25 protein-coding genes are annotated in these 25,231 nt (G+C 28.8%); 4 read left to right on the plus strand and 21 right to left on the minus strand.

All coding sequences use genetic code 11. The annotated features are described in order from the left end of the window. Positions 1-121 precede the first annotated feature (121 nt). The 7 genes from ACI48P_RS17845 to queG form a co-directional block, all read right to left on the minus strand. Positions 122-1,174 carry a BMP family lipoprotein gene (locus ACI48P_RS17845; protein ID WP_475218247.1) on the minus strand — a complete coding sequence of 351 codons (1,053 nt, stop codon included), beginning with the start codon at positions 1,172-1,174 and terminating at the stop codon, positions 122-124. A gap of 299 nt (positions 1,175-1,473) precedes the next feature. Then, positions 1,474-2,535 carry a BMP family lipoprotein gene (locus ACI48P_RS17850; protein WP_475218249.1) on the minus strand — a complete coding sequence of 354 codons (1,062 nt, stop codon included), beginning with the start codon at positions 2,533-2,535 and terminating at the stop codon, positions 1,474-1,476. A 238-nt stretch (positions 2,536-2,773) separates the two neighbouring features. After that, positions 2,774-3,244, minus strand: coding sequence for a tRNA (uridine(34)/cytosine(34)/5-carboxymethylaminomethyluridine(34)-2'-O)-methyltransferase TrmL (gene trmL / locus ACI48P_RS17855; protein WP_475218251.1), 471 nt, complete (start codon positions 3,242-3,244; stop codon positions 2,774-2,776). A gap of 122 nt (positions 3,245-3,366) precedes the next feature. Further along, positions 3,367-4,806 carry a VanW family protein gene (locus tag ACI48P_RS17860; RefSeq protein ID WP_475218253.1) on the minus strand — a complete coding sequence of 480 codons (1,440 nt, stop codon included), beginning with the start codon at positions 4,804-4,806 and terminating at the stop codon, positions 3,367-3,369. Next, entirely contained in the window at positions 4,793-5,437 is a 645-nt protein-coding gene (nth, locus tag ACI48P_RS17865) for an endonuclease III (RefSeq protein WP_475218255.1), read from the minus strand. The genes ACI48P_RS17860 and nth overlap by 14 nt, the downstream gene beginning before the upstream one ends. Positions 5,438-5,603: 166 nt before the next feature. Beyond that, positions 5,604-7,850, minus strand: coding sequence for an AAA family ATPase (locus tag ACI48P_RS17870; RefSeq protein WP_475218257.1), 2,247 nt, complete (start codon positions 7,848-7,850; stop codon positions 5,604-5,606). A gap of 96 nt (positions 7,851-7,946) precedes the next feature. Next, complete coding sequence (gene queG / locus ACI48P_RS17875; RefSeq protein WP_475218258.1) at positions 7,947-8,849, minus strand: tRNA epoxyqueuosine(34) reductase QueG; 903 nt, start codon at positions 8,847-8,849, stop codon at positions 7,947-7,949. A gap of 63 nt (positions 8,850-8,912) precedes the next feature. Between queG and ACI48P_RS17880 the strand changes: the two genes are divergently transcribed. Continuing rightward, positions 8,913-9,317, plus strand: coding sequence for a RusA family crossover junction endodeoxyribonuclease (locus ACI48P_RS17880; protein WP_475218260.1), 405 nt, complete (start codon positions 8,913-8,915; stop codon positions 9,315-9,317). A 77-nt stretch (positions 9,318-9,394) separates the two neighbouring features. Here ACI48P_RS17880 and ACI48P_RS17885 read toward each other — a convergent pair whose 3' ends face one another. The 10 genes from ACI48P_RS17885 to ACI48P_RS17930 all read right to left on the minus strand — a co-directional run bounded on the left by ACI48P_RS17885 (position 9,395) and on the right by ACI48P_RS17930 (position 18,208). Further along, positions 9,395-10,390, minus strand: a complete 996-nt coding sequence (locus tag ACI48P_RS17885) for an aldo/keto reductase (protein ID WP_475218262.1) — start codon at positions 10,388-10,390, stop codon at positions 9,395-9,397. 50 nt (positions 10,391-10,440) lie between these two features. Beyond that, the gene (locus ACI48P_RS17890; RefSeq protein WP_475218263.1) at positions 10,441-11,277 is read right to left on the minus strand and encodes a deoxyribonuclease IV; all 837 of its coding nucleotides are present in this window, start codon (positions 11,275-11,277) and stop codon (positions 10,441-10,443) included. A gap of 85 nt (positions 11,278-11,362) precedes the next feature. Then, positions 11,363-11,935 carry an ArsR/SmtB family transcription factor gene (locus ACI48P_RS17895; protein WP_475218265.1) on the minus strand — a complete coding sequence of 191 codons (573 nt, stop codon included), beginning with the start codon at positions 11,933-11,935 and terminating at the stop codon, positions 11,363-11,365. A gap of 104 nt (positions 11,936-12,039) precedes the next feature. Then, positions 12,040-12,969 carry a glutaminase A gene (gene glsA, locus ACI48P_RS17900; RefSeq protein WP_475218267.1) on the minus strand — a complete coding sequence of 310 codons (930 nt, stop codon included), beginning with the start codon at positions 12,967-12,969 and terminating at the stop codon, positions 12,040-12,042. A 90-nt stretch (positions 12,970-13,059) separates the two neighbouring features. After that, on the minus strand, positions 13,060-14,727 hold the full coding sequence (locus tag ACI48P_RS17905; RefSeq protein WP_475218269.1) for a uridine kinase family protein: 1,668 nt from the start codon (positions 14,725-14,727) through the stop codon (positions 13,060-13,062). Between the two features lie 38 nt (positions 14,728-14,765). Next, positions 14,766-15,521, minus strand: coding sequence for a sugar phosphate isomerase/epimerase family protein (locus ACI48P_RS17910; RefSeq protein WP_475218271.1), 756 nt, complete (start codon positions 15,519-15,521; stop codon positions 14,766-14,768). 8 nt (positions 15,522-15,529) lie between these two features. After that, positions 15,530-16,063 carry a signal peptidase I gene (gene lepB, locus ACI48P_RS17915; RefSeq protein ID WP_475218273.1) on the minus strand — a complete coding sequence of 178 codons (534 nt, stop codon included), beginning with the start codon at positions 16,061-16,063 and terminating at the stop codon, positions 15,530-15,532. A 30-nt stretch (positions 16,064-16,093) separates the two neighbouring features. Then, complete coding sequence (lepB, locus tag ACI48P_RS17920; protein WP_475218274.1) at positions 16,094-16,627, minus strand: signal peptidase I; 534 nt, start codon at positions 16,625-16,627, stop codon at positions 16,094-16,096. 39 nt (positions 16,628-16,666) lie between these two features. Next, entirely contained in the window at positions 16,667-17,467 is an 801-nt protein-coding gene (locus tag ACI48P_RS17925) for a hypothetical protein (protein WP_475218276.1), read from the minus strand. Between the two features lie 24 nt (positions 17,468-17,491). After that, positions 17,492-18,208 carry a PrsW family intramembrane metalloprotease gene (locus ACI48P_RS17930; protein ID WP_475218278.1) on the minus strand — a complete coding sequence of 239 codons (717 nt, stop codon included), beginning with the start codon at positions 18,206-18,208 and terminating at the stop codon, positions 17,492-17,494. A 125-nt stretch (positions 18,209-18,333) separates the two neighbouring features. Here ACI48P_RS17930 and sleC point away from each other — a divergent pair, with 125 nt between their 5' ends. Then, positions 18,334-19,605 carry a spore cortex-lytic germination protein SleC gene (gene sleC / locus ACI48P_RS17935; protein ID WP_475218280.1) on the plus strand — a complete coding sequence of 424 codons (1,272 nt, stop codon included), beginning with the start codon at positions 18,334-18,336 and terminating at the stop codon, positions 19,603-19,605. 61 nt (positions 19,606-19,666) lie between these two features. On the opposite strand, the gene ACI48P_RS17940 is transcribed toward sleC, so the two are convergent. Continuing rightward, a complete protein-coding gene (locus tag ACI48P_RS17940; RefSeq protein WP_475218282.1) occupies positions 19,667-21,040 on the minus strand; it encodes a PdaC/SigV domain-containing protein in 1,374 nt (457 codons plus the stop codon). Between the two features lie 170 nt (positions 21,041-21,210). Here ACI48P_RS17940 and ACI48P_RS17945 point away from each other — a divergent pair, with 170 nt between their 5' ends. Continuing rightward, positions 21,211-21,387: a hypothetical protein gene (locus ACI48P_RS17945; RefSeq protein WP_475218284.1), complete on the plus strand. Its 177-nt coding sequence runs from the start codon at positions 21,211-21,213 to the stop codon at positions 21,385-21,387. Positions 21,388-21,661: 274 nt separating this feature from the next. On the opposite strand, the gene rlmD is transcribed toward ACI48P_RS17945, so the two are convergent. The 3 genes from rlmD to ACI48P_RS17960 are packed head-to-tail and all read right to left on the minus strand — an operon-like array spanning position 21,662 to position 24,108. Then, complete coding sequence (gene rlmD, locus ACI48P_RS17950; RefSeq protein ID WP_475218286.1) at positions 21,662-23,017, minus strand: 23S rRNA (uracil(1939)-C(5))-methyltransferase RlmD; 1,356 nt, start codon at positions 23,015-23,017, stop codon at positions 21,662-21,664. Between the two features lie 36 nt (positions 23,018-23,053). Beyond that, on the minus strand, positions 23,054-23,779 hold the full coding sequence (locus ACI48P_RS17955; protein ID WP_475218288.1) for a pseudouridine synthase: 726 nt from the start codon (positions 23,777-23,779) through the stop codon (positions 23,054-23,056). After that, a complete protein-coding gene (locus tag ACI48P_RS17960) occupies positions 23,779-24,108 on the minus strand; it encodes a DUF1904 domain-containing protein (RefSeq protein WP_475218290.1) in 330 nt (109 codons plus the stop codon). Before ACI48P_RS17960 ends, ACI48P_RS17955 begins: the two co-directional genes overlap by 1 nt. A 204-nt stretch (positions 24,109-24,312) precedes the next feature. Between ACI48P_RS17960 and fba the strand changes: the two genes are divergently transcribed. After that, positions 24,313-25,176 carry a class II fructose-1,6-bisphosphate aldolase gene (fba, locus tag ACI48P_RS17965; RefSeq protein WP_475218292.1) on the plus strand — a complete coding sequence of 288 codons (864 nt, stop codon included), beginning with the start codon at positions 24,313-24,315 and terminating at the stop codon, positions 25,174-25,176. Positions 25,177-25,231 lie beyond the last annotated feature (55 nt).

Raw genomic sequence — 25,231 nt, forward strand, 5'->3', positions numbered from 1 at the left:
AGTATTTTTTAGATTTATTATATATTATTTGTCTTAAAAAAAAGAAGAACTTAAATAACAGTTCTTCTTTTTAACGTTCATTTTCTGACTATTTTAATATTTAACAATCGAATGTTATATTTTATTTAAACATTTCATTATATTCAGCTTCATTACTAGGTACTTTTATTTCACCTTTAACTATTTTATCTTTTATTGAGTTTACTTCTTCTATTATTTTAGCATCTACTAGCTTATCTGTAGTCGGTGCTATTCCAACACCATCATCTTTTAAACCATAAACTACTGTATCTCCTGATTTAAATTTACCTTCCTCTAATTCTTTAACTATATTATAAACTGCGTTGTCCACTCTCTTCATTGAAGATGTTATAACATTATTAGGAGCAAGGTCATTTTGGTCTCTATCAACACCGATAGCATATTTATTAGCTTCTTTTGCTGCTTCTATAGCACCAGTACCAACATCTCCACCTGCTGTAAATATAACATCTGCACCATCCTTGTGCATTTGATTAGCTATAGCCTTACCTTTTGCTGAATCAGTAAATGAGTCCGCATATTGAGCTAACACTTCTCCATTAGGCTTTATAGATTTAAATCCTGCTTTATATCCATATTCAAATCTACCTATTACATCACCTTTTTTTCCACCAATAAATCCTATTTTGTCAGTTTTAGTCATATTAGCTGCTATTACACCAACTAAATAAGAAGCTTCTTGGTCATTAAATAATATTGACTTAACATTTTCAGGTTGCTTATCACCATAAGAATAATCTACAATAGCAAACTTTTGATCAGGATAATGTTCTGATGCATTTTTTATAGCATCAGCTAAGTTAAATCCTGTACCTATAATTAAATCTTGGCCTTCATCATATAAAGTTTCAAGGTTTGTCACATAATCTGCGTCTTGTTTAGACTCTAAGTATTTAATTTCTATTTTTTCTTTACCATATTCTTTTTGTATTTTTTGAAGTCCTTCCCATGCTGATTGGTTAAAAGATTGGTCATTTACTCCACCTGTATCTGTTACCATAGCGACTTTTATCTTTTTGCCTCCTGATGGAACTTCATTTGGCGTTTCCTCTGTCTTTTTACTACACCCAACTAACATTGTAGTTGCAAGTGCTAATGATGTTGTAAATGCTAGTATTTTTTTAAAATTCATCATATTACCTCCTACACTAATAATTATGTATAGGAATATATTTCTCAATTTCTTACTTTTTATCCATAAAAAATTCTCTTTAACTTCATCTACCCCATTATATTAATGCTGCTCAAAAGCTTTTCTAAGCGACCACGTCTGTGATTTCCATTTTACTTACTATTGTTGTATTCGTATCACTTGGTTGCATGAGTTATGCTCAGATCATGAGGTATCATAGTCCCTTACACGTAAAAAAGAGATGTAACAAAGTAGAATCAACCTACTTTAATTACATCTCCTATAATCATAATTTATTCTTATTTGTAAGAAGCTTCGTATTGTTCTTTATTTTCAGGAACTTTTACTTCTCCATCCATTATCTTCTTAGCTTGTGCATCAACATATTCTAATACATCTGGTGGAACATTCTTGTCACTAGTAGGCGCTATACCAACACCTTCCATAGCTAAAGTATTTACTATATGCTCTCCACCTTTGAAGCTACCTTCAACTAATTGCTTACCTATTAAGTAAACAGCACTATCAACTCTCTTCATAGCTGAAGTTATAACGTTGTCTGGTCCTAAGCTATTTTGGTCTTTATCAACACCTATAGCTTTTTTACCGTTTTCTTTAGCAACTTCTATAGCACCATTTCCAACAGCACCAGCAGCAGTGAATATTATATCAACTCCGTCTTTGTGCATTTGACTAGCTATAGCTCTACCTTTAGCAACATCATCAAAGCTGTTTGCATATTGAACTTTTATTTCAGCATCTGGGTTAGAATCTTTAACACCAGCCATGAATCCAAAGTGGAATCTGTCTATAACTACACCTTCTATACCACCTATAAATCCTACTTTGTTTGTTTCAGTCATCCTACCAGCTATTAAACCAGTCATATATGCAGAAACGTTATCTTCAAATCCTAAAGTTGTTACATTTGGTAAGTTTCCTCCATCATAGAATCCATCTACTAAAGCAAACTCTTGCTCTGGATAATTCTCAGCTGCTTCTTTTACAGCATCTTGCATTAAGAAACCAACACCTACTATTAAATCATAATCATCATCAACAAATCCATCTAAGTTCGAAACATAGTCTGTAGCTTGCTTAGACTCTTTGTAGTTTACAACTACCTTATCTTTACCAAGCTCTTCTTGAAGTTTTTGTAAACCTTCCCAAGCTGATTGGTTGAATGATTCGTCATTTACTCCTCCAACGTCAGTAACCATTCCTATTTTGTAAACCTTATCCTTTGATCCTGCACCATCTTTGTCTGATGAATCAGAATCAGGCTTTGAACTACATCCAACTAACATTCCTGTAGTCATAACTGTAGCTAAACCTAAAGCTAATAACTTTTTAAGTTTCATAAATACCCTCCCAAATTATTATCTGTATGTAATATTAATTTAATTTTACACTATTTCTTTTTATATTTCTATATCTATTTTATACAATTTTTACTTTATTTTTTATTTTTCGACAAATTGAAAGCTATATAATAAAAAACATACTAATATTAGTCTTTTAATTATATAGCTCATATTATTCAATTGCATATCCTATTAATAGTATATCACATTATTCGTATAGTGCTCTATATATATTTTATCGTAAATTAGGGTAACCTAATTGTCTTAAGGCTTCAAAAACAACTATAGCTACTGAATTAGATAGATTTAGTGATCTAGCCTTCTCATTATTAACCATAGGAATTCTTATACCTGTTTCTAAATTTGCTTTAATTAAGTCTTCTGGTAATCCTTTTGTCTCTTTTCCGAAAACAATAAAAGAATTATCTACAAACTCAACATCTGAATGAGATTGATTCACTTTAGTTGTAGAGAAGAAAAACTTTCCGTTTGGGTTTTTTTCTACAACTTCTTCAAAGCTATCGTAGTATTGAATATTAGCTATATCCCAATAATCAAGCCCACTTCTCTTTAAGTATTTGTCTTCTAATGAAAATCCTAGTGGTCTTACTAGGTGTAGTGTTGTTCCTGTTGCAGCACATGTTCTTATGATATTACCAGTGTTTTGTGGTATTTCTGGTTCTACTAAAACTACATTTAATCCCATGTTCATCCTCCTTGTTATTTTAATATTTTATAATTATAACAGAAAAGTTGTTTTGTAAGTACTTTACTTTATAATAAATTAAAGTCTCCTATTTAGTTTTACGTAAATAGGAGATTTTATTTTTAAATAATTTCTGTATTCAAATCATGTTTAATATTTTCCTTTGGTTCTTCTTTCGGTTTAGTATCTTCTTTTGGTTGAGCTTCTTCTTTCGGTACTACATTTTCTTTAGGTATAATTTCTTTCCTCTTAGTTCCTTGTAAAATTTCTTCTTCCATAGGAGGATAATAACATTCACATATTAATTCTTTAACTTGCTCTTCTTGGCTATTATATACTCTAAATGTATTTACTTTATAACCTTCTCTGCCTTTTTTCTTTATTTCTCTTTGACCTATATATAATTTATCACTATCTATATATTTTATTTTCTTTGGTATAGTCTTTATAGTTTCAGTAACTATTTCAATGTCTTTCTTATTACCACTATTTCCATATATTGTAGTAATTATTTTATCTTCAAAAACTTTATTATAAATCAATACAGGCGTGTCAAAATTATTTTTAAATTTTAAGTCTAAACTCCCAGAAGAAACAGTAGCATCTCTTCCTTTTTCAATATAAGAACTTGGTATTGAATGATTTCTAACATTAGTAATTTCTAGTCCAGCATATAGCGCTGCATTGTATATTGTAGTTGAAACTTGGCATATACCACCACCTAGTCCATCTTCCAACTTACCATTTCTTATGACTGGTGCCTTTTGAAGCTTTGATATAAATTCTTTACTGCTAGTATAATTATTGAACGAAAACTCTTCATATGGATTTATTAGTATATTACTTGTCACTCCTGCCGCTGCATATATATTATTAACTCTACCCACTGTATTTTTATTAAAACGAGTTTCAAAAGTTCCCAGCACTGTATCTATCTTTTTCAACTCTTCTTCAACATGTATTGGCTTAATAGATCCTATAGGCATTTGTTCTTCATTTAAAATTATTTTATCTGCCTTACTTATGAGAATATCCTTCAATTTAGAAGTATCAACTTTCACACCATAGGTTTCTTTTTCTAAAGCAATAGAATCATTTTCTATTTTTATAGTAGCATTTATAGGTTCTTTATCAATTTCCTTTTTTATATAACTAATATAGTTTTCTATACTTTTATCATCATAAATGTATTTTAGGTCTATTTTACAAGTCTCTCCCATATCAAGCTTTACTTTAGTTTTTATATTAGAGATAAAACCTTCCCCTCTACCAATAGAGTACGCATCTTCTATTGCTTCTTTAATTTTATAGTTTATATTTAGTTCACTTAACTTTATTTGATAGTTTTTTTCCCCACAGTGTAGATTAAGCTCGTCATTATTTTTTATTATCTCTTTTAATTTAATTTCCGCTTCACTTTTTGTTAATCCCGAAAAGTCTATATTCTCGATATAAACATTTTTGTGGATTTTGCCTTCTAGTTCTAGTGTTTCTACACATATTGTATTTCCTAAAAAAAAGATTACCATTGATAATACTACTACCACACTAAGCTTTTTCAACTCTGTCAGTCCCTTCTTGATAGTAATTACAATCACTTTTTATAGGGCAAATTTCACATTCTGGCTTTCTTGCTTTACACATCCTCCTTCCATGGAAGATTAAAACATGATGAGAATGAGACCATCTATCCCTTGGTATAACATTCATTAATGCAAACTCAGTTTTTTCAGGTGTAGATGTATTAACTATACCTATCCTATTGGATACTCTAAAAACATGAGTATCTACAGCTATTGCAGGTTGTTTAAAAGCATTACTAAGTACTACTCCTGCTGTCTTTCTTCCCACACCTGGTAGTTTTACAAGCTCCTCTAATGAATCTGGTACTTGTCCATCATAATCTTCACATATAGTTTGCGATGTTTCTTTTATCTTTTGAGCCTTACTTTTGTATAGTCCACAAGTTTTTATTTCTTTTTCGATGTCACTTATACTTAGTTTTGCAAAATCTTGTGGTGTATTATATTTTTTAAACATTGCCTCTGTAACTATGTTAACTCTTACATCAGTACATTGAGCTGATAAAATAGTTGCAATTAACAATTCAAATGCTGTAGTATAATTTAGCTCACACTTTGCATCTGGATAAGTTTCTTCTAAAACATCTAAAATTTTGTTAACGTTTTTCACTTTAATCTCCCTCTTTTGTTTTAATAATTATAGTATCTATCATAATTAAATAATATATTATAACTTACTTTCATATTATTTATGGAATTATTTCTACAATAAACAAAAAAAGCAAAAACTTAATTGCTTTTGCTTTTTTTCTATATTTACCCAGTTTTTTTATATACTAAACTTGTTTTTTTGCTGGCATTTGAATTTCATAAAACTTACGCAACTTAGCTACTACTAGTTCTTTTACTTTTTCAAATTCTACGCCAGTTATTATTTCAACAGCTTCTTCTACTCTTTCAACTGGATATATCTTAAATTTACCTTCCTTAATTGCATTACTAACCTCATCATCTAATATTAAGTTTCTAATATTATTTTTAGGAATTATAGCTCCTTGGTCTCCTGTAAGTCCTTTTTGCTTGCAAGCATAGTAGAATCCTTCTATTTTTTCAGTAACTCCTCCTACAACTTGAATCTCACCTTTTTGATTCATAGATCCTGTAGCCGCAATACTTTGTTTTATTGGAAGCCCTGATAAAGAAGATAATAGTGCGTATAGTTCTGCACCAGTTGCACTATCTCCATCTACACCACCATAGTTTTGTTCAAAACATATATATGAATTTAGTGATATAGGGAATTCCTGAGCAAAGTTTTCAGCCAAATACCCACCTAATATTAATACCCCTTTACTGTGTATAGGCCCACTCATATCGACTTCTCTTTCAATATTTACAATACCCTTATTGCCTGGGCTAGTAGTTACAGTTATTCTAGATGGTCTTCCAAAAGAGTATTCACCCATATTAAGAACAGACAATCCATTGATTACGCCTACCCTTTCACCTTCTGTTTCTATTAATGTAAATCCTTTTTCCATAGATTCATCAATCTTATTTTCAATTCTTGATAATCTATTTCTTCTTTCATAAATAGCTTTTATAACATCTTCTTTATCTACAAACTCAGTATCTTTCATATTAGAATAAGCATTACCCTCAACTATTATCTCCATTATTTTGTTAAATTGAGTTGATAGTTTCTCTTCATCACCAGTTATTTTAGTACTATATTTTATAATTTCTTGAACTGCTTCATAAGTAAAATGCTTTAATTTATTTTTATTACATTGAAGCGCTATAAATCTAGCAATACCCTCTTCATTATTTCCACTCTTATCCATTTCATTGTCAAAATCTACAAGTATTTTAAAATACTTACTAAACTCACTATCATAATTGTATAGTACATTATAAATATAATTACTGCCAATTAAGATTACCTTCATATCTATAGGCATACTTTCCGGCTTAATTGCGGTTTGTGTGTCTACACTTATTTTTCTAGATTGAATAGTTCTTTTTAACATATCCCAAGATAGTGAGTATCTTAAAAGTTGATCTGCATATAAAACTAAATAACCGCCATTTGCCTTATGAACAGCTCCAGGCAATATTTTTGTAAAATCTGTTTTAATATTACCATTGTAATAATCATATTCAGCCTTTCCAAATAAATTAGCTGGACTAGGATTTATTTCTACTATTACCGGCGCAGAGTTTATATTTTTATCTCCACCATTATCTACAAATAAATTAACCTTATATCTCGTAAAATGATCTTTATCATATTTATCTTTTAATTCTTCTTCGTCCATATAGAATAAATATACATACTCTAAAATATCTTTTCTAATATTTTTTAGGTATACTAATACCTTGTCATATTCCTTATATTTTTCTCTTAAAGAATTTATATGAGGATCAACTACAAACTTTCCTACTTCTTCTTCTAGTTCTAATATGGCTTCTTTAGCTGCATCTTCTAAATCTCTTATTTTATATACAACTTGAATTGCCATATTCTCTAAATCTCTTTTTACTTTGTAGAATTCGTCATCGTCTGCGTCTTCTTCTCCTTCTTCTTCTTTAATTGGTATAAATACCATTCCTACTTTACTATTTTTTAATTTAAAGCCTCTTTCTTCACCATATTTCTTTATTTTTTTTAGTAAAGCTTCTTTTTCTATCTCAAACTCTTCAATAAGTTGATTTTTTCCGATTTCAAAATCTTCACTTTCAAAAGCATCTCTTAATTCATCTAGTAAAGTTTCAATTAACTTTTCCATGTCTTTCTTAAATACTTTACCTAAGCCTTTTTCGAGACCAATAATTACTGGTTCTCTTGTTTGCTCAAAATTATATACATAGCACCAATCTTTATGGGTATTCTTATTGCTTGCATATTTGTTTAAAGCTTTTAAAGCATATGTGCTTTTTCCAGTCCCTGAGTCTCCAGCTAAGTATATGTTATAGGCAGGATTATCTATTCTTAACCCAATTTCCATAGCCTCTATTGCTCTTTCTTGACCCAATATGCTTTGTAATTCCTCTATTTCTGATGTATTATTATAACTTAGCATAAACCATCCTCCCTTCTTAACCATAAATATAGATATCAATGTTAAGTTAGATATTTATTAAAGTATATGATTGAAGTTTGGATAATTTTACTCTATTTATTTTTGAATTTCTTGAACAACCTCTAAATTCCTCTTAATGATACCTTTGCCTCTCCAGCTAAATGCTTTATCTCCATATCTTCTTTTAAATTCTTTATTTGATATTTCATTAATTTCATCATAATTAAGTTTGGTTATTATGTTATCCTTAAACTCCTCAATTTCAGTTATAGGTACTTTATTGTTATGAGGACATACATCTTGACAAATATCACATCCAAATACTTTACCACTTTCTTTTAGCACCGATATTTCTTCCTCAGATAATTCTCCTTTTTTCTGGGTAATATAAGACAAGCATCTCTTAGGATTCAACTCAAAATTTCCCAATATAGCATTTCCCGGACAATATTTTACACATTTATTGCACTTAATACAGGTTTTCGGCAAAGGCTCATCTGGGGAAAATTGATAATTATTTATTATATATCCTATAAAAACATAAGATCCATATTCATCTGTTATAATGTTATTATTTATTCCAAAATAACCTATTCCAGATAAATAAGCCAAATGCCTGTCCACCAACGGTCCATTATCTGCAAAAATCTTATATTCAAATCCCTTTATTTCCTGCTCTAAATAATCACATATTTTTTGTAACATCTCTTTAGCAACAATATGATAGTCTTTTCCATAGCAGTACTTTGAGATATTTGAATCTTCCTTTTCTCCAATATAATAAGGAAAAGCGCATACAATAATTGACTCCGCATCCTCCATTGTGTTTTTAGGATTAATTCTATTTTCAATAATAGCTTCTTCCATACCAGTAAAGTATCCATTCGCTAATTTATGTTTTATAATTCTCTCTAAATTATTATAAGGACCAACACCTGCTATACCTACACATTTTAGTCCTATACTTTTACAAAATTCTTTTAATTTATTTTTATCCATAAAATTTCCTTTCAATAATGGTATATTAGTTTTATAATAACTAAACATAAGGATGGTGATAATTTGATTAAATTAACAATACCAGGTAGACCTATTAGTAAATCAAATTTTAAACTTCATAATGTTCACGGTCAAGCATGGATGCCATCAACAGGTAAACATTCCAAATATTTAGCTTACGAAAACATGATTGCAGGATTCATTAATCAACAGTACCAGGGCGAAACAATTGAAGAAGATTTAATAACTATACTTAAGTTATACTTCCCAAACAAAAAGATGGGTGACCTGCACAACTACCCAAAAAGTATCTGCGATGGTATAGAAAAAAGCGGAATAATAAAAAACGACAAACAACTTAAACCAGTTCTGTTATTCGACTTCATAGACAAAGAAAATCCACGAGTAGAAATAGAACTTTATCCCGTGTCTAAGTTTGATGTTTCTTATATTATAAATCCCAAATAATATTTTTATCCATTAGAGCATTAAAAAAGGTTGTATCATATAGTAGAATTTCACTTTGATACAACCTTCTAAATATTTTATCCTAGTTTTGATACTACGTCTTTTAACATTTCTCTTATTGGTAACTCATAAGGACATTTAGTCTCACACTTACCACATTCTATACAATCACTGGCTTTAACATCAAGAGCTGCATATCTTTCTTTTGCCCAGTCTTTTAAGTTGTACCTTGTGTAATATCCTTCTAATAAGAAGTTCGTAGGTATATTTATGTTAACTGGACATGGCATACAGTACTCACATCTTCTGCAGAACCTTTTACCTAAAGTATTTCTTATTTTTTCAATCTTTTCATTATCTTCTTCAGTTAATTTAGTATTCCCTATTACAGATATATTTTGTTTAACTTGTTCTACACTATCCATTCCTGGTATAGCCACACTTATATATTCTTTAGATAATATGTACTTTATTGCTAAAGTTGCATCATCTAAAGCTCCTCCTGCTAAAGGCTTCATAACAATAGTTCCAATACCTTTTTCATAAGCTTTTCTAAAAACCTCATCAGCTTGATCTTCTACTATATTGTATGGAAATTGAATAGTAGAGAATTTATCAGTTTCTACTACCTTTTCTATTGTTTCTAAAGCATGACTAGTGATTCCTATATACTTTATTTTACCTTCTTCTTTCGCTTCTAATAAGGCTCTATATGCCATATCATATTCAAATATATTATCATATTCTTCTGGCTTCACATTGTGTAATTGATATAAATCTATATAATCTGTTTTAAGATTTTTAAGACTTATTTCAATATCTTTTTTCATATTTTCATAATCTCTAGACATACTTTTAGTAGCTATAAAAAACTTTTCTCTTTTACCTTCAATTGCGTTTCCTATATATTCTTCACTTATTGTATACCCTCTAGCTGTATCTATAAAATTTATGCCCTGAGCCTCTAATTCATTAATAACCTCATTTGTATCTTCTTGAGTTATTCTTTGAATCGGAATACCCCCAAACCCTACTCTTTTTATTTTCATATCAGTATTTCCTAAGTAATCCATAATACACCCCTATCTACGGTATCTTTTATACCTATATTATAGTATAAGTTTTACTTAGAAGTCAGTATATCTTTTATCATTTGAATTTCTCTTTTATGACCTTCATCTTCAAGAGGTGTCTCTAAATAAAATGGAAGATGCTTTAATTTCGGATGAGTTATAAAGTTAATTATTGCCTCTAATCCAATTTTACCGTCACCTATTACTTCGTGTCTGTCCTTTTTTTGACCAAAGTCCATCATACTATCATTTAAATGAACAGCTTTTAATTTATCTAATCCAACTATTCTATCAAATTCCTCTAGTACTCCGTCTAAATCATTAACTATATCATATCCAGCAGAAAATACGTGACAAGTATCTAAACAAACACCCATTTTTTCTTTATGATTAACTCCATCAATTATCTTCTTTATATGCTCAAAATCAAATCCTATTTCTGTACCTTTCCCTGACATAGTTTCTAAAAGTACAGTTATATTTTCATCACCTTTTATAGCTTCATTTAATCCTTGAATTATTTTTTCAATTCCAGCTTCTATTCCTCCACCTACATGACTTCCTGGATGGAAACATATATACTCTACACCTAAATAATTCATTCTTTCTATATCTTCTTTTATTACCATTTTAGCAAATTCATACACTTCTTCTTTTGCCCCACCTAGATTCATAGTGTATGGTGCATGTGCTAAAAGTGGTCCAAAGTTATTTTCTTTTCTTATTTGTTGAAATCTATTTAAATCTTTCTCATCAAAGGCTTTTGCACTTCCACCTCTTGGGTTTCTGCTAAAAAATTGAAACGTATTTGCTCCAATCTCTACTGCTGTTTCTGCAGCCTTTGTAAATCCTTTTGCTATTGATATATGCGGTCCTATAACTAACATAAACTTTCCTCCTAATAATGTCCTATTAATATCTTATAATTTAATTATACCCAAAAAAAATAAGTATCAACAATGTTGATACTTATTATACTGTATACTCCTCTAAGCATTCACCCTCTGCTAGCGGAATAGCAACAATATTAATATTGTATTTTCTATCTTCTTCACGATCTCGGTTATTTAAAAGCTGGTCGATTTTAGATTTTATAGTATCATTTAATTCTTTAATCTCATCATGACTAAAGCAAATATTATGATATTCTATAATATTCTCACTATCTAATATTTCGTCTTCAGCAGCCTTATAAAATAACTCACTCATATCCTCAAATTTAGATATACATAACTCTTCTTTTTCTCCTTCATTGTCTAATGAAAAATTAAGCACTTTTTTTCCAATCACTATATTCTTAGCACTTGGATAATAATACTTTTCAACAATTCCAGATTTGATTTTTTCCTCAACTAATTCTAAAATCCCCACTTTATATAAAGTTTTAATGTGATAGTTAATTTTTGCATGTGGTTCATCTAATAATTGAGACAATTGTTTTGCTGACAATGGTAATTTGTCAAATGTCTTTAAAATATCTATTCTTCGAGGGTGCGCTATAGCTTTAATACATTCTAAATCTCTTAGTACAAGTACTTCTTTCATTCCCTCAACCCCTAAAAAAAATTTAATTTATTATAATTCAATTATATATGAAGTATGTTTAATTGTCAAAAAATTCTATAATTTAAAATAAATTTAACACATCTTTAGAAAATATTCAGTTCAAATTTATTTGATAGGTCTTCTAGAATCTTAAGACCAGCTATACTGTTACCTTTTTTATCTAGAGCAGGACCATAAAGACCTATTCCCATTTTATTAGGAACAGAGGCCATTATACCTCCTCCAACCCCTGATTTAGCTGGTATTCCAACTTTTATAGCAAATTCTCCAGAAGCATCATACATACCACAAGTTATCATAAATGTCTTAATAATTCTAGTTACTCTTTCATCTATTAATCTTTCTCCGTTTTCTATATCAACCCCATAAGTTGCAAGATTTATTCCCATTCTTGCTAAATCAACAGCATCTACCTCTATAGAACATTGTTTAAAGTATAAATCTAAAACCTCTTCAACGTTCCCATCTATAAATCCATCATTCTTTAATAAATAAGCCATAGCTCTATTTCTATCACCAGTTAATTTTTCTGATTTATATACATCATAGTTAAATCCTAGGTTATCATTTTTAGCTAATCTTCTAAAGAACTTTAACATTCTTTCTTCTTTTTCTTCTAAGCTATTTCCTTTTATTAAAGATGTAGTAACAATAGCTCCAGCATTAATCATTGGATTAGATGGTCTTTTTGTATCATTAGTCTCTAACTTCATTATTGAGTTAAATGGATCACCACTAGGCTCCATTCCTACTTTTGAAAACACATATCCTAAGTCATTATCCATTAATGCCATAGCAAGAGTTACTACCTTAGAAATACTTTGTATAGTAAACTTCTTATCGCAATCTCCAGCTTTATATACATTATTATCTTTATCTATTATACATAATCCTAAATCACTTCTAGATGCATTCTTAAGTTCCGGTATATAACTAGCAACCTGTCCGTAATTAGTGTATTTTCTATTGGCTAATAATATTTCATCTAACATTTCATCTAATATTTTTTCCATATGTACCTCCTAAACTTCTTTTTTAATCTTAAGTTTATATAATAACATAAAAAGTCCTGTTATCAAAATAATACCAGGACTTGATTGCTTTTAATCTACTATTCTACTCCCACCTATAAATTCTCTAAGTATTGATATTGAAGGTATATCAGAAACATCCTCTAATTCAACAAAATACTGTAAGAACTTTAATAATCTATTAGCTTCTATATAAGTCGGATCTTCTTTTGTTATAGCCTCTAGAAGTGGCTTTGCATATGTTTTTAATACAGATAATTCATAAACACACGCAGAGTTAAATATAATATCTGCTTCTTCCTGATATGGGAATATATTTTTCTTTTCTCCTCTTCGTACTGAATTCCACTGAGATATGGTTTTTTGAGCACTATATCCTCTAAAGTTATAATCTCTTACCATTCTTCTTATTAATCTTAAATCTGTAGTTGGTATTCTATTATGATCATCAAGGTTTATCTGAGTTAAAGCACTTATATATATTTTAAACTTATCTTCATCAGGTATTGATGAAGTTAACATTGGGTTTAATCCATGTATACCTTCTAAAATTATAGGTTGATTATCACTAATTTTTAACTTTTTATTAGTTTCTTCTCTTTTACCAGTCTTAAAGTTAAACTTCGGCAGACTTATTTCTTCTCCATTTAATAATCTCTTTAAGTCGCTATTAAATCTATCTAAATCTATTGCATAAATAGATTCAAAGTCATAGTTTCCGGATTCATCTAAGGGAGTGTCTTCTCTGTTTACGAAGTAGTCATCTAGTGATATTGATACTGGTTTTAAATTATTTACACGAAGATGTATAGATAATCTATGTGCAAAACTTGTTTTTCCAGATGAAGATGGAGCTGCTATCAATATAACTCTTTTTCCTTTTTCTTTTACTATATCCGCTATTTGAGAAAGCTTCTTCTCATGAAGTGCTTCTACTGTTCTTATTACATCTGGATATTCATTATCTTCTATAATTTTATTAAGCGTAATTACTTTGTCTACACCTAAAAGTTTTGACCATTGCTCTGCTTCATGATATATACTAGATAGTTTAGGTTGAGGAGTTAACTTTGTTGGTATATTTTTATTTTCTTCACTAGGACCTAAAACAATAACACCTTTATTATATAGCTTCACATCAAATGTTTTTATATTTCCTGTAAAAGGTAACATATATCCATAGAAATGATCTATAAATCCTCTACATTTGTATATTTTAACATCTTCATATTCTTTGTATTTAAGTAACTCTGCTTTTTCAACCATTTTGTAACTCTCAAATATCTTTATTGCTTCATCTCTAGTTGTAGTTATTTTTTCAATTTCATGGTTACTATTAATAATTTCAGTCATTTTTTCTTTTATATCTTCAATATCTTTTTCACTTAAAGGTGTTTCTTTGTGAACCTCACAGTACATACCATTAGATAAAGAGTGCTCTATTGTTACTCTACAATTATTAAATAACTCCTTACAAGATATTATAAATACAAAAGACATAGTTCTAAAATAAACTCTTGAACCATCTGCATTATTTGTATCTAAAAACTTTATTTCGCAATCTTTATTCACACTATAGCTTAGTTCTCTCAGTTTATTATCTATAACTCCAAGAGTTATATAACCTTTATAGTTATTTTCAACTTCTTTTGCTATATCATTAAGTTTTATACCTACAGAATCATCTTGAATATTAAATTGTTTTATTTGATTATTAACGTTTAAATTTAAAACTTTCATATTGCTCTCCTTCCCCTAGATATAGGAAAAAGAGGTATTTATACCTCTCCTACTATCTGTTTTATTGTTTTTATGCTGTCTTCAATATGTTCATAACAAATTTCCAAAACTAAATACTTTGGATTCAATCTCAGTATTTCTTCTATATGGAAATTAGATAATATACCTTTTCCAATTCCTATATGTATATCTTCTATTCCATCGTTATCACTTAAGTGAACTAAACTTATTTTTTCTTTTAGTTTTGATAAATAATCATCCTTATCAATTAAATTATGCCCACTATCATAGCAAAAATATAAATTATTTTTTTGACTCTCATTAAATATATACTCAAAATCTGAAGATTTATTTCCTATATTAGAAAAATTACCTTTTTTGCAATATACATTTTCTATAAATATATCTGTATCAATTTTTATATCATCAAAAAATTTAATACTATTTTTTAAGTACTTTTGTCTATTAGAATTCAATCTATTGGTCATAATATAACCTAAATGCATATTATAGTATTTAATATTAAATTCTTTTAATTCATTATTTACTTCTTTAATGAAAGAAATCCATGATTTCCTTATGTATTCTACATTTTCGCAACTATTAAGTTCTAATGGCAAATGGATACCAATGCTTAAATTTAAATTGCATATTTCTTCTTTATATTTATATAGTTTATTACAGTCATCAATATTATCTATTCCTATTTCTAAATGATTTATACAATCTATTTTTTTACAAAGCTTTAGGGCTTCTTCTATATTAAATAATAAGGTAGGAATACCTATATTCATAGTATCACCTATTTTACAGTACCTATTTTATTGAATGGGAATAATCTAACCATTACTTTTCCCATAACATGGTCTTCTGGTACTAATCCTACATCTGACATTCTACTATCTTTACTATTTTCTCTATTGTCACCCATAGCAAAGATCATATCTTCAGGTATTGTCATATCTACAAATCCTTCTGTATAATTCTCATGTATATATGGTTCATCTATTAATTCACCATTTATATATACATTCGAATTTTCTATTTTAAGGTGATCACCTTCTACTGCTATTACTCTCTTAACTAAATCTTTATTTTCGCCATTTTCTTGTTTTAGATTTGTGCTAAATACAATGATGTCCCCTTTACTCGGTTCCCCAAATTTATATGCCATCCTATTTATTATTAAATAATCATTATGATCTAATGTTGGATACATAGATTGACCATTTACTATAGTAGGTCTTATAAACTGAGTTATTACAAATGCAAGAACAATTGCAACTGCGATAGTTTTAACCCATTCTAATATTTCACTTTTCCACTTATTACTCACTTAATTTCTCTCCTTTTGCTATCCATATAATTAGTCTATTTTTCCTATTTCATTAAAAGGGAATAACCTTATAATAACTCTTCCCATAATATCTTTTTCATCCACCAAACCTACTTCTTCATACCTACTATCCAAACTTTCTTCCCTATTATCTCCCATTGCGAAAACTTTATTTTCAGGGATAGTCATATCAATATACCCCTCTGTGTATTCATCATGTATATATGACTCATCTAAAAGTTCCTCATTAAGATATACATTTGAATTTTCTATTTTAATCTTATCACCTTCTACTGCTATTACCCTTTTAACTAAATCTTTTTTCTCACCATTATCTTGCTTTAAGTTAGTCTTAAATACTATTATATCACCTAACTTTGGTTCCCCAACTTTATAAGACATTCTATTTACTATTAAGTAGTCATTTTCTTCTAATGTTGGATACATCGATTCCCCTCTTACTAAGGTAGGTTTAATAAACTGAGTTATTATAAATGCAAATATTAAGGCTGTCGCTATAATCTTAACCCACTCAATTAATTCTTTCTTCAATTTATTGCTCACCCTATATCTCCTTCTCCAATATATTTAATAATATATTATTTAGTAATTCGTGTAACTTCCGATTAATTGTATAGCGATTTCATTTATATGGTCATATTTATTCATATTAATTCCTAAATCTAGTAACTCACATACTTTTACTAAGTCTTTTGTTACCTCCATAGGATTTCCATATATATCTTCAATATCCTCTTTACTTACACCTTTAAATCCATGACCTACAGGACTATCATTTCTAAGTTTTATTAGATTCTCTAATTTCTCTCCATTTAGAATCTCCATAACTTTTTCCATTCTCTTAGTCTTTTTTACATGTCTATTAATATATTGAGTTACCCCGTGGATTAAATTACCATTATATATATTATACTTCTTTTTCAATGTATATAAAATATTTTTCTTAGATACCATATGACCATGCATTGATACCTTATAGTTTTTTGATTCTTTTGTATTTACAAATATATATTTAAATAATGCTTCTTTCAATCTATATAGTCTACCTAGAAAATCTATATACTCTTCATTAACAATTTGTATTTTCATATTTTCAATTAACTCAGATAATACGTCTTCCGGTTCTCCTTCTATCATATGATTTAAATTAGTCATTAATTTTTGAATTTCTCTTCTTGTTAACATCTGGCTGCTCATTTTTTCAATCATACCTAGTGATTTTTTAAAATCAAAGTTTATTGCATACTTGCATGATTCCATTAGTAAGTATAAATCCCCATCTTCTATACCAGCTTCTTTTAATATTTCTATTACGGCATCATAATCATATCTTTGTAAAAATCTGTATATTACATATTCCTGATTTTTATTTAAAGTACTCATAACTAGTCTCCTTGCAATATATTGTTATTTGTGACGCTTGTTTCTGTTTCTTTTTATAAACCACATTTTAGAATTAGCTATATAATAATCTAATTTGTCTAAGTTTATTTTCCACAAAAAAATTATATATATAATAAATATATAAATAGTCCATTTATATTTTATCATCAAAATAAAGTCAAATATTCCATGTAAAATTATAGGCACTAAAACAGACATAATTAAATATTCTCTTTTTTTGATTTTCTCAGTGCTAAATTTATATTTAGATATATAATATCCCATTGTAATAGCAAACATAATATGTGCAGGTATAGATATAATTCCTCGTGTTAAACCTATTTCAAAAGCTTGAGGTGTATTATCATATATTACGTATATGATATTTTCTACAGTTGCAAAACCTAATGATAAAAATATTGAATATATTATTCCATCTAACTTTTCATTAAAGTTTTTTTCTCTTAATAAAAACGGTATTAAAACAATAGCTTTCAATCCTTCTTCAGTTAGCGCTGCAACTACAAAAGATATATATATCAAGTATGAGTATCCACTCCAAATATTTACCTTTATTAAAACGCTTTCAACTAAAATACCAATTATACTAGTTGCTACACCTAAAAAGAAAAACTTTGCTAATACAATCATTGGTTCTCTTTCGTATCTATCTTTTAGATATATCCACAGAATGAATGCTACAGAAGGAGCTATTGCTAATATTAATAAGTGATATTTCATAAATTCAAATTCCCTTCTAAATATTTTCAATATATATTATTTCCATTTACCTTCACAAAATAAGACGTATATTCATAGTATATTGTATAGCTCTGCCTTAAATTAGCCAAAGAAAGGGTGATTGTATGCAAGATGGTTTCTTAACAGTTAGTGTAACTGATGCTACAACAAATAGGCCTTTAAAAGGAGCAACTATAAATGTATATTCTACTGCCGAACCTGGTAAAAGCTCTGCCGCGTTATATCAAAACTTAACGTCTAATGAGTCCGGTCAAGTAGTTGGGTTAACTTTGCCAGCTCCAGATATTATTTTTTCACAACAACCATCCGATGTAAGACCTTATAGTCAATACACTGTAGAAGCAATAATTGACGGCTATGAAACAATGGTTATCAATGGTACTCAATTATTCCCTACTATTGAGTCTAGACAAGGTGTTCCTCTAGCTCCTAAGACGAGAAGTAGAAACTCGTATTCTAGACAAAATGAGGAAGTATTTGATATTGGGGATAACACACTTTACGGAACATATCCACCTAAAATACCAGAAAGCGATTTAAAGCCATTACCACCACCAACAGGATTTGTTGTATTAGATAATCCTGTTGTTCCAGAATTTATAGTAGTCCATGATGGCCTTCCTGAAAACACTAGCGCAGCAAATTACTGGATACCATTTAAAGACTATATTAAAAATGTAGCCTCATCAGAAATATATTCAACTTGGCCGACTCAGACTATCTACGCTAATGTAATAGCTATTATTTCTTTTACTTTAAACAGAGTGTTTACAGAATGGTATAGAAATAAAGGCTATAATTTCACTATTACATCTACTACAAACTATGATCATAAATTTATTAAAAACAGAAATTTTTTCGATACAATAAGTGTTATCGTAGATGATATTTTTAATACATTTATAAAAAGACCTCCTACATCAAGACAGCCATTATTGGCACAATATTGCGACGGTAAAAAATCTCAGTGCCCTAATCAAATGACTCAATGGGGTAGCAAAGATTTAGGAGATCAAGGAAAAGATTTTGAACAAATACTTAAATACTTCTACGGAAGCGAAATAATATTTGAAAAAGCTCCTGTAGTTAGCGGTGTTCCTGTATCTTATCCTGGAGATTCTTTACAAGTTGGTTCATCTGGAAAGTATGTTAAAACAATACAAAATCAGCTTAATGCAATAGCTAGATCTTATCCTGCTATCCCTAAAGTTAAAGAAGATGGTATATACGGTGATAGTACTGCAGAATCCGTTAAAACTTTCCAAGGTATCTTTGGTTTACCTAAATCTGGTGTAGTAGATTTTAAAACTTGGTACGAAATCTCTAGAGTCTATGTTGCCGTTACTAAAATAGCATCACTAAATCCAATTATATAAGTATTGTTTAGATCAAATATATAAAAGAGTATGGTATTAATAGATGCCATACTCTTTTAATTTATTTAAATATTTCCAAATACTTATCTTTTAGTATGTGATTTATTATTTTAATATTTATTGGAAACTCAGGTATCCCCGCTGGATAAGGGGCTATTTCATATAAGTCAAAATAAATAACTAAATTATCATCCTGAATATAAAATTTTGGATTATCTTGAATTCCATTAAATTCATATATTCCCTCATATTGTGGATCTTTTTTTGCAATTTCTTCTATTTGATGTCTTATTTCTCTGTCTATTACGGACTTATAATCAATATTTTCTTTAAATAAATCTTGAAGCTTCAGATTTTCTCCATTGTTCATATCTATATTATAAGATATATCTTCATAATAACCGTGTGCTCCTCCACTGTATTTATAATATTCAACCATTATACTAAGCATATGATCACTATTTTTTTTAACTTCAAAATCTGCATTTATTACAAATTTATTTTGACTTTCAGGATCTGAATGAAAATAATCTTCTGCTTCTTTTTGAGAATTATGATAAAAATCCATTATGTCATTTCTAATCTTATCGTTAATAGATTTTTCTATATCCTTATTTTGTGTAATTATAATAGGTATATTTATAATGCTATTAATATACTTACTATTTTCAGTTATGGTTTGAGTATCAACATTAGCTACTATATCATTTGTCTCAATTATTCTTATTTTATTTTTAAAAACGTTATAAGGTATTTTAAATTCATAATTTATATTATCTCCACTTTGTTTGTATGGATTAAAATATATATTCATCCCTCCATCCGTTATTATGTAATGTGTGTACTTATTTATAATAATTTTACTTTTATCAATATTTAATTTATTTTTTACGATGTATTTCTCTATATATTCTTTGATAACAGCTTGATAATCATCATTATCCTTTAAAAAATTATCTAAATATATTCTTTGACCTGTTTTCAAATCAAAAACATAGCTTTCTTTCTCAAACTTCATATTACTTTTTCCTTGGCTAATATTTTTATATATAACAATATTTATTACATCCGTATTTTCAAATGCTACATGGTAATTTATCGATACATCATATTTTTCCTCATCAGTGGATATATCACCCAATTGTCTTTGATTGTTAATAAATTTATTAATGTTAGTTCTAATATATGTATTAATATATCTCTCTACTTCTCTGTTATCATAATGTATTTCAGGCATTTTAACAGATATTGATACATTTTTATCTTTAATTTTATATTTATCTTCAGTTATTTTTACTGTCCTTAAACCTTGGTATAAGTTAGCTTGTAAAAAATCTCCTATTTTTATAAAACTATCTTGTTTTCCAATTGATATTAAAAATAATAATATAATAAAGAACGCTATTGGCTTAATTAATTTTTTCATAGAGTTCATATGAATTTCCTCCTAAATATAGTTCATCTTATATTTTTTGAGTTTTATTTATTTTTATGCAAAAGTATACAATAAACATTGTTAAAAAAATATCACAACTTAGTGTTTTATGTTATAATAATAACAAGTAAGTTAACCGGCAATAAAAACAATCACAAGGGGGCAGTCAAATGAATCAGAATAATATATACCTAAAATATAAAATATTAGGTGACACTTGTAATTACAATGTTGAAGAATCTTTAGAATTAGAAAGAGAAATGTCTTGCAAAGAAATCGAAGAAATGCTTTTTAATACTCATAATAAAGAAATAATGCTTTTAAGTTTTAGTTATAATTGTTATTAATCGGTTGATTACTAATAATTATCGTTATTTTTTTAACTTTATATTTTTCTATACATTTATAAAAGACAAGATTTTTTCAAATCTTGTCTTTTTTGATTTAACTTAAAATCCAATAGTTAAAAGTATATTTATTAAAATACTCATATGATTAATTATTACTACATGCTACATATTATTCTCAATTTTAAAATTAGTTACTTTTTGTATTTTTCTTTTTAGCTAAATAGTAAAATTACCGAAGTTAGCTATAATATAAAATCTTTATATTAATTTACTATTTTTTTACTATTTTTACTATAGTTTCAACATGAGGTGTATTAGGGAACATATCCATACACTTAACTTTTTCCACTTCATAACCATACTTTTTAAATTCTACTAAGTCTAGAACTAAAGTCTTAGGATTACAAGATATATATATTATTTCTTTAGATCCAAAATTAGATATATCTCTTATAGCATCCTTATGAACTCCTGGTCTTGGCGGGTCTACTATTATTAAATCTGGCTTTTCTTTTAAATCCTTAACCGTCTTAGAAACGTCACCAGCTATAAATTCACAGTTAGTTAATCCATTTAGTTTTGCGTTGTTGTTTGCAGCCACAACAGCTTCTTCTATTAGTTCTATACCATATACTTTTTTAGCAGCACCAGCCATTACTTGACCTATAGTTCCTGTTCCACTATATAAGTCAAATACTACTTTACCACTATGTTCCCCTACAAACTCTCTTGCTATAGAGTAAAGTTTTTCTGCACCCTTAGTGTTAGTTTGGAAGAATGAGAATGGAGATATAGTAAACTTAAGTCCTAATAACTCTTCATTTATATAATCTCTTCCATGTAATACTCTAAGTTCATCACAGTTTACAGCATCTGCAAGACCATCATTTATAGTGTGTAATATACTTACTACTTCTGCTTCTGTACCAAGATTTAATAACATCTCTTTGTACTCAGTCATGTCAAAATCAACTTGAGAAGAAGTAACTATGTTAACCATAAGTTCTTTAGTGTTTATACCTTTTCTAACTACTAAGTTTCTTAAGTATCCTTTGTGGTTAACTGTTCTATAGTAAGGTAATTCTTTTTCATTGAAGTATTCAACAGTTGAAGTTAATACTTTTATAAAGTCTTGGTCTACTAAGAAACAGCCATCAACTGTTAATATATCTATATGTCTTCCTTTTTTATGAAGACCTAATGTTAAAGGACCATCTTTCATTTCGTCTCCGAAAGTATACTCCATTTTATTTCTGTATAATGTATCTTGAGGACTTCCTTCTATTCCTTCAAAAGTAAATCCAAATATATCTTGATTTAAGAATAAATCCATTACTTGCTTTTCTTTTATTTCTAATTGTTTTTCGTATGGTACTGATAGCATACTGCATCCACCACATTGATTAAAGTGCTTACATGGTGTTTGTGTTTCTATAGGAGAATTTTCTAGTAATTCTATCATTTTTACATCTGCTTTACCGCTTCTTGTTCTTTTAACTGCAGCTTTTACTTTTTGCCCAGTTATTCCGCCCTTCATATGGATTTCTCGGTTTCCATACATACTAACAGTAGTTCCACCAAACTCCATTTTATCGATTTCAAATTCTATTATATCTTTTTTCTTCACTAATATTTCCTCCGCTCGATATTTAAGATAAATTTTCTATCTTTCTTCTATTTGCTTAACTTCTTCTTCTGTAAGCTCTCTATATTGACCTAACTCTAAAGTTTCATCTAATTTTAGATTACCCATAGACAATCTTTTTAAGTATACTACTTTTTTTCCAACACTCTCAAACATTCTTTTTACTTGGTGGAATTTACCTTCATGTATAGTAAGCTCTATTTCTGATAATTCATCACTTTTTAATATTTTAAGTTGTGCTGGCATTGTTTCGTATCCATCATCAAGTGTAACACCATTTTCAAAAGCAACTATATCTTCTTCAGTAACTACTCCTTCAACTTTAGCATAATAAGTTTTAGGAACATGTTTTTTTGGTGATAACACTCTGTGAGCTAGCTTACCATCATTAGTAAGTACTAATAAACCTTCAGTATCTTTATCTAGTCTTCCTACAGGGAAAGGCTCAAAAGCAAGATATGATGGATCATCTATTAAATCAAGTACTATTGGATCATGCTTATCAAAAGTAGCTGATATATATCCATCTGGCTTGTTTAACATTATATATATAAACTCCCTATATCTCACAACTTCTCCATCAAATTTCACTTCATCATTTTCTGGATCAACTTGGAGACCTGGATTGTTTACAATTTGGCCATTTACAGTTATCATACCACGCTTACAGTATATTTTTATTTCTGCTCTACTTCCACATCCTATATTAGAAAGTAGTTTGTCAACTCTTAATTTTTTAGCCATTAAAAATGTTCTCCATTTTCATAGTATTTTTCCTTTTCAAATACTGTAAATGCTAAGTCCATACTTTCTACATCTAAGTTGTTTCTTATGCTATCAGTTATTATTTTAGCAACAGTATCTTGTACTTCTTGTCCTCTATCAAACCAAGCTACTTCAACAAAAGGATATACGTCTCCTATTTTACCATCTCTTATGGCAACAGACTTTATACACTCTATTTCAAAATAATCTCTTGGGCATTTTACTGCATTAACTAAATCATCTATCATTTTTTCACTTATTTTACATATTTCATTTTCATGAATTCCTCTGATTTTAATTTGTGGCATATTCTTCTTCCTTCCTATTTGTTCTTTATATTTTTATGTAACTATTTCCATTATTAACACTAATTCTAGTTTACGTATACTTTTATAGATATTATTATACTTTTAATTTAGAGTTATTACAATTTACTCTATACATTTTTTATTTTATAGTTATAATATTAAGTGATGGGTAAATTTTAAAATGTAACTTATGGAGGTTATACTATGTTAGTTTCTGCTAAAGAGATGTTAGTTAAAGCTAGAGAAGGAAAATACGCAGTAGGGCAATTCAATATCAATAACTTAGAATGGACTAAGGCTGTATTATTAACAGCTCAAGAAAACAATTCTCCAGTTATCTTAGGGGTATCTGAAGGTGCTGGTAAATACATGGGTGGTTATAAGACTATAGTAGGTATGGTTAACGGAATGATAGAAGAGTTAAAAATAACTGTTCCAGTTGCTCTACACTTAGACCACGGTAGTTATGATGGAGCTTTAAAAGTAATAGAAGCAGGATTCTCTTCTGTTATGTTTGATGGTTCTCACTATGCTATAGAAGAAAACATAGCTAAGACTAAAGAAATAGTTGAAATAGCAAACGCTAAGGGAATATCTGTAGAAGCTGAAGTTGGTTCTATAGGTGGAGAAGAAGATGGTGTTGTTGGTACTGGTGAAGTTGCAGATCCAGCTGAATGTAAGTTAATAGCTGATTTAGGTGTTGATATGTTAGCTGCTGGTATAGGTAACATACATGGTCAATATCCAGCAAACTGGGCAGGATTAAACTTCGATGCTCTTGCTGCTATAAACAATACAACTGGTGAAATGCCATTAGTATTACACGGTGGAACTGGAATCCCAGCTGAAATGATACAAAAAGCTATATCTTTAGGTGTTTCTAAGATAAATGTTAACACTGAGTGTCAATTAGCATTCGCTAAAGCTACTCGTGAATATATAGAATCAGGTAAAGACTTACAAGGTAAAGGATTCGATCCTCGTAAAGTTTTAGCTCCAGGTTTCGAAGCTATAAAAGCTACTGTTAAAGAAAAAATGGAATTATTCGGTTCTATAAACAAAGCTTAATCAATAGTATAAGTTTATAATCGTTTTGAATTTACAAGAAAAAGTCCTTAGTATT

The organism is Romboutsia sp. LXY-2, assembly GCF_056171995.1.